Source organism: Rhizobacter sp. (assembly GCF_035702065.1).
Lineage (GTDB): Bacteria > Pseudomonadota > Gammaproteobacteria > Burkholderiales > Burkholderiaceae_C > Rhizobacter.
Map to the genome: position 1 here is coordinate 1 of NZ_DASSRA010000205.1, position 4,431 is coordinate 4,431.

A 4,431-nucleotide genomic window follows, 5' to 3' on the forward strand; every position below is an offset into this window, starting at 1 on the left:
CGCCCCAACCCTCTGCGCGACGGCCTGCACGACGTCTACTTCTGCCATCAACGCTTCATGCGCATCGACCTCAACGTCGATACTTGAGAAGGTGTTACCCATGTCCTGGCACACCCGTTACCCATGTCTCCGGTCTGAACACTTGCCCAAAGAAAAGAAGGCAAAAGAAAGGGCACCCTGCTCGCCGGTCGGCCTAGGGCCGACTGCTCTGCGCTGCTCGGTCATGGGGGCTCGCGCCCAACTCACTACGCGGCCGTTGGCCGCTGCGTTCAAACAGGCGGCGCGAAGTCAGAGGACGAAGCGCGCTGACGCGCGCCCCGCAAAGCCCTGTGCTCCTCGACGGCTCACCAAGGGGCCCGAAGAGAAAGCTCGCCTTCGGCTTCGTGTCTCGGCTCGCTTCGCTTTGCCGAGGGTTCAAGCCGAAGCGCAGCGAGGCGAGACGATGAGTAGTGCTGTCGCAGCAGATGTTCGGCCGATCCTGTGGCATGGCGAAGACAGGCCGAGGCTTGTGGCCACGCAGTTCGGCCAGATGAAGAGCGCCTTTGCTTTGGTTACTTTCATTTGGCGCGACAAATGAAAGTGACCCGCCCGCCGGGGCGGACTCCCGGCGCACCCGGTGGAAGTAGGAAGAAACACACCACGCGAAGCGGGAACAACCAAACAACGGAGCAAGGCTTCGCTACCTCAGCCCGAACGGACTGAGGCCGACGAAGAGACAGAAGCCTTACTGCTTCACCGCCTCGATCTGGATCAACAGGCGCGTCGCATCCGGAATGCCGTACTGCAGCCCATAGCTCACATCGAACAGGCTGCGCTGCAGCGTGGTCTCGAAGTCACCGCCGCACACCTCGCGCTTGAGCATCGGGTTCTCGTAGCAGTTGAAGTTGGTGGCGGTCAGCGTCACCGGGTGGGTCTTGCCGCGCAGCGTGAGCGTGCCGGCCACCGAGGCCACCTTGTCGCCGTTGAAGGTGAACTTGTCGCCCACGAACTTGGCGGTGGGGAATTCGGCGGCGCTGAAGAAGTCCTTGCTCTTCAGGTGCGTGTCGAGCGGGGCCACGCCGGTGCTCACCGAGTTGGTGTCGAGCGTGAACTCGACCTTGCCGCTCTTGCCGGCCTTGTCGAGCGTGACCGTGCCTTCCTTCTTGTCGAAGCGGCCGCGCAGCGTGCTGGTGTTGAAGTGCTTGGACTCGAAGTTCACGAAGGTGTGCGTCGGGTCGATCGCGTAGGTGGCGACTTCGGCGTGGGCCAGGCCGGCGGTGGCGAACAGGGCGGCGGCAATCAGGGTCTTGGTCATGGGGTCGGTTTCCTTGGGAGGGTGGGAGAGGGGATCAGAGCGCGTTCACGCCAGTCAGGTTCAGCTTGAATTTCACTTGCACTTCATTGGCGACCATCGAGGTGTCTTTCCAGTCGCCGTCGCCGATCTTGAAGTCCAGGCGCTTGAGGGCGAAGGCGCCGGTGGCGGTGGTCGTGCCACCCGCCTGGGTGACGGTGACCGGCACCACCACGCTCTGGCTGGCGCCCTTGATGGCGAGCGTGCCCGCCACCTCGAACTTGCCCGGCCCGGCCGCCTTCACGCTGCTCGACTGGAAGGTCGCCTGCGGGAAGACCTTGGTGTTGAACCAGTCGGCCTTGGCGACTTCGGCCTCGGTCTCCTTGGCGCCGAAGGCCACGCTGGCCAGGTCGACCGTGAAGGCGATCTTGGCGGCGGCGGGCTGCTTGGGGTCGAAGCTGACCTGCGCGTCGAACTTGGTGAACTTGCCGTCCACCGGCACGCCCATCTGCTTGCTGGTGAAGGCGATCTCGCTTTGCGCCGGTACCAGCTTCTGCTGCGCGAAGGCGGGCAGGGCGAGGGCGGACAGGGTGGCCAGCGCGGCCACGACAACGTAGGTTCTCATGAAGGTTTCCTGGTGAGCCACATGCGCGACAGCAGGCCGTCGCGGTCGATGAAGTGGTGCTTGAGCGCGGCGGCCACGTGCATCAGCACCAGCGCGGCCATCGCAAAGGCGAGGTAACCGTGCCAGGGCTTGATGGCCTCGGCCAGCGCCTTGTCCGGCGAGACGAAATCAGGCAGCGGCAGGACGCCGAACCACACGATGGGAAAGCCCGCCGCCGAGCTGTAGGCCCAGCCCACCAGCGGCACGGCGAAGAACAGCAGGTACAGCCCGTAATGCGTGGCATGCGCTGCCAGGCGCTGCCAGGCCGGCATGGGCAGGTCGGCAGGCGGTTGGTGCGTGAGGCGCCACAGCAATCGAACGGCCGAGAGGGCGAGGATGGTCACGCCGGCCCACTTGTGCCAGTTGTAGAGCTTGAGCCGCTGGGGCGAGAAGGGCAGGTCGGCCATGTAGACGCCCATGCAGAAGGAGCCGACGATGGCCAGCGCCAGCACCCAATGCAGGAGCATCGCGGTGGGGGTGTAGCGGCGGGCAGTGGGTGTGTTCATGAGGTTGGCACTCTATCGAGCCGCCCCGGCGCGCCGGTTCAGCCCGGTTGTTGTGGGTGTTCAAAATTTTGGAGGGGCCGTCTTGCCCCCGTCGGGCATGCGGGCTTACGTAAAAGTGCGAAGGGGCAAACCCTTTGCGGACTTTCCCGCAACGGCCGCTTCAAGTTGTCACAGCCGCCGCATGCAACCTTAGACTGCGGGCCCAGAGTTCGATCCATCGAACACCATTCAGCCGGCTGAACAACCCCGATCCGCGTCCCATCACGACCTGTGCTCTCCATGCTCGAACTGGCCCACGAATCCACCGCTGCCAAGCCCGCCCTGGTGCCGGCCGTGGCGCGTGCGATGGCGCTGCTCGACCTGCTGGAGAAGGCTCGCGAGCCCATGAGCCTGGCCAAGCTCGCCACCAGCCTGACCCTGCCCAAGAGCAGTGTGCACGGGCTGTGCAACACCCTGGTGGCGCTGGGCTATCTGCGCCGCCAGGACGACGGCGGCTTCTTCATCGGCCCGCGCGTGATGGGCCTGGCCAATGCCTTCGCGGCCCAGACCACCCCTGCGCAGGAGTTCGAGCGCCTCTGGAGCAGCCTGGGCAGCGCGCCGCAAGAGACGGTGATCCTCTCGGTGCTCGACGGCACCGATGTGGTGTATGTCGCCGTGCGCAACGGCCTGCGCCCGCTCGGGCTGGCCTTCAGCGTGGGCATGCGCCTGCCGGCCAACCGTGCCGCCACCGGGCGCGCCATGCTGGCCTTCCATGACGAGGCCCAGGTCAAGCGCCTCTTCCCGGCCGCGCGCCTGCCGCCCTTCAACAACCTGCCCTCCATGCGCCGCAGCGACCTGCTGGCCGAGCTGGCCGCCACGCGCCAGCGCGGCTACGGCATCGACGACGAAGACGTGCGCCAGGGCGTGTACTGCATGGCCGCGCCGGTGTTCGACGCCTCAGGCGAGGTGGTGGCCGGCGTGGGCATCTGCCTGCAGAAGGCCACCCTCAAGCCCCGCTTCACCGGCCAGCAGCGAGACATCGTGATCGACGTCGCCCGGCAGCTTTCGCAGCGGCTTGGCGCCACATCCGAGCAGAGAACCAAATGAACGCACACACCAGCGAGACGATCCTCGAGACGCGCAACCTGACCAAGGAGTTCAAGGGCTTCGTGGCCGTGAACAACGTCAACCTCAAGGTGCGGCGCGGCCACATCCACGCGCTGATCGGGCCCAATGGCGCCGGCAAGACCACCTGCTTCAACCTGCTGACCAAGTTCATCACGCCGACTTCGGGACAGATCCTTTTCAACGGCGAAGACATCACCGGCGAGAAGCCGGCCCACATCGCGCGGCGCGGCATCATTCGCTCGTTCCAGATCTCGGCGGTGTTCCCGCACCTGAGCGTGCTCGAGAACGTGCGCGTGGCCTTGCAGCGCAAGCTCGGCACCTCGTTTCACTTTTGGCGGCCCGAGAGCTCGCTGCATTCGCTCAACGAACGCGCGCTGCAGCTGCTGCGCGAGGTCGACCTCGAACCCTACGCCGAGGAGCTCACCGTCAACCTGGCCTATGGCCGCAAGCGCGCGCTGGAGATCGCCACCACGCTGGCCATGGAGCCCGAGCTGATGCTGCTCGACGAGCCCACGCAGGGCATGGGCCTCGAAGACGTGGACCGCATCCGCCAGCTCATCAAGAAGGTCTCGGTCAGCCGCACGATCCTGATGGTGGAGCACAACATGAGCGTGGTCTCGAGCATCGCCGACACCATCACCGTGCGGCAGCGTGGCGCCCCGCTGGCCGAAGGGCCGTATGCCGAGGTGTCCAAGAACCCGGCCGTGATGGAGGCCTACATGGGCACCGCGAACGTCGAACTGCAGGGGGCGCATTGATGTTGGCCCCCCAGTCGCTCCGCTCCTGCCCCCAAGGGGCGCCACGCCAGAGGCCCGGCAGAGCCGGTTCCTCGGCGCGTAGCTTGGCTTGGATCAATACACCATGACACGATTTCTCGAAGTCCG

5 protein-coding genes are annotated in these 4,431 nt (G+C 65.7%); 2 read left to right on the forward strand and 3 right to left on the reverse strand.

Annotated features, from left to right (window positions below; genetic code table 11):
- Positions 1-724 precede the first annotated feature (724 nt).
- The 3 genes from VFL64_RS09550 to VFL64_RS09560 are packed head-to-tail and all read right to left on the reverse strand — an operon-like array spanning position 725 to position 2,440.
- Entirely contained in the window at positions 725-1,294 is a 570-nt protein-coding gene (locus VFL64_RS09550; RefSeq protein WP_489540149.1) for a YceI family protein, read from the reverse strand.
- Between the two features lie 34 nt (positions 1,295-1,328).
- On the reverse strand, positions 1,329-1,895 hold the full coding sequence (locus tag VFL64_RS09555; RefSeq protein ID WP_489540150.1) for a YceI family protein: 567 nt from the start codon (positions 1,893-1,895) through the stop codon (positions 1,329-1,331).
- Positions 1,892-2,440: a cytochrome b gene (locus tag VFL64_RS09560; protein ID WP_489540151.1), complete on the reverse strand. Its 549-nt coding sequence runs from the start codon at positions 2,438-2,440 to the stop codon at positions 1,892-1,894. The genes VFL64_RS09555 and VFL64_RS09560 overlap by 4 nt, the downstream gene beginning before the upstream one ends.
- A 279-nt stretch (positions 2,441-2,719) precedes the next feature.
- Here VFL64_RS09560 and VFL64_RS09565 point away from each other — a divergent pair, with 279 nt between their 5' ends.
- The gene (locus tag VFL64_RS09565) at positions 2,720-3,526 is read left to right on the forward strand and encodes an IclR family transcriptional regulator (protein ID WP_489540152.1); all 807 of its coding nucleotides are present in this window, start codon (positions 2,720-2,722) and stop codon (positions 3,524-3,526) included.
- Positions 3,523-4,305: an ABC transporter ATP-binding protein gene (locus tag VFL64_RS09570; protein WP_489540153.1), complete on the forward strand. Its 783-nt coding sequence runs from the start codon at positions 3,523-3,525 to the stop codon at positions 4,303-4,305. The genes VFL64_RS09565 and VFL64_RS09570 overlap by 4 nt, the downstream gene beginning before the upstream one ends.
- Positions 4,306-4,431: the final 126 nt, after the last annotated feature.